Raw genomic sequence first — 1,600 nt, 5'->3', positions numbered from 1 at the left:
CAGACCGTGTGAAAACGAAATAACCAGCAGCTAATCAAAAAATGCCCCGATCAACTCGGGGTATTCTTTATTTATGCAAAGAGAAAAAAAGCCCTCCTCAGGCCAGTAACTCCATCATTCGGCGTACGCCCAGCACGTTGATCGCTCTTTTCAGGTTGTAGGCGTTCACCGCCAGCGCCATTTCCGTTCGCGCACCTTTGAGCTGGCGAAGCAAGAACCGGCCATTGCCGTAAATCCATTGTTTGAGGTTGCCAAACGGGTGCTCAACGATGCTTCGTCGAGCCTCGACCATTTCCGGGTGGGCCTGCATTCGCTGCTCCATTCGCTCAAATGCATCCTCATAGGCATGACGTGTGATCGAGCGGTATTTGGTCTTGGTGCATTGGTTTTTAAGGGGACAGGCCCCGCAGGCATCCGCGCTGGCGCGGTAGAAACCCTTCCCCTTGTTCAGTTGAACCAGCGTCAGTAACTGGCCTGTCGGGCATTGATAACGATCATTTTCCCGATCATAGGTGAAGTCTTCCCGACGGAAAAAAGACGGCTCTTCAACTTCGCTGTTAATGGTTCGGTTAATGGGGACATATGCGGTGATGCCCGCGTCGTCGCAGGCCTGGAAGTGCTTGCCACTGGAGTATCCAGCGTCAGCCGTGACGGTCAGATTCGGCTGTTCCAGCACTTCCTGAGTCGCTTTTGCCATCGGCTCCAGTTGCTTGCGATCGTCGCTATCCTGAGTGACTTCGTGATGAACGATCAGGCTGTTTTCAGCGTCGACCGCGGTCTGCACGTTGTAGGCAACGGCCATGCCCTGCGGGGCTCGCATCATGCGCGCGTCGCTTTCGGTGCTGATGAATTGGGGGATCTGCAGCTCGTCCATCAGCGCCTGACAGGTCAGATTGTCGTCCCGCTTGGCGGTCAGTTTTGCCAGCACCGTTTTAACAGCGCTTCGATCAACCACCTCTTCATTTTCGTCACGATCGGCGCTGTCCAGATCCTCCAGATATTTCGCTATGCGGCGATCAAGTTTTTCCTGATCACGCTTTAGATGCTTGATGCTGATATGACGACGGGCCGAGGCTACGGCCTTGAATTTACTGCCATCGATGGCGACCAGATCACCTTTTACCAGGCCTGCGGTCCGGCAGAACTGGACAAATGCGCGGCACGTTGCGGAGAACGCAGTGGCGTTGTCTTTGCGGAAATCGGCGATGGTTTTGAAGTCCGGCGCGAGGCGGTTGAGCAGCCACATGACTTCGATGTTGCGCTGGCACTCAGCCTCGAGACGGCGCGAAGACCGTATGCGCTGGAAATAGCCGTAGATATAAAGTTTGAGCAGATCGGCGGGGTTGTAGGGCGGACGTCCGTTGCCTTTGGGGATGGCTTTATCGAACCCCAGAACCCTGAGATCCAGGCGAGAAACATAGGCATCGATGACCCGGACCAGATGGTCTTCGGGAATGACTTCATCGATTGAAACCGGAAACAGGCTGGTCTGGTTTCGAGATTCGCCCTGGATGTACGCCATAAGAAAATGCCCCGCATCTTTCGATGCGGGGCATTTTCTTAGATCTGAGGCAGGTTGGCTAGGTTTTCACACAGTCTG

The 1,600-nt window shown here is 54.6% G+C and carries 1 protein-coding gene; it reads right to left on the bottom strand.

The window, feature by feature from the left end:
- Nucleotides 1-97 precede the first annotated feature (97 nt).
- A complete protein-coding gene (locus tag QWI20_RS27395) occupies nucleotides 98-1,522 on the bottom strand; it encodes an IS1182 family transposase (protein WP_369308091.1) in 1,425 nt (474 codons plus the stop codon).
- Between the last annotated feature and the right edge of the window lie 78 nt (nucleotides 1,523-1,600).

The sequence above is a fragment of the Pseudomonas sp. W2-17 genome, from assembly GCF_041060445.1.
In the GTDB taxonomy this organism is placed as follows: Bacteria; Pseudomonadota; Gammaproteobacteria; order Pseudomonadales; family Pseudomonadaceae; genus Aquipseudomonas.
Note: the sequence above shows the minus strand (reverse complement) of the source record. Positions and strands in the feature narration are given on the sequence as shown.

Excerpts from the sequence above, each read along its gene's own strand:
- QWI20_RS27395 (WP_369308091.1), bottom strand. The coding sequence starts at position 1,522 with ATGGCGTACATCCAGGGCGAATCTCGAAACCAGACCAGCCTGTTTCCG.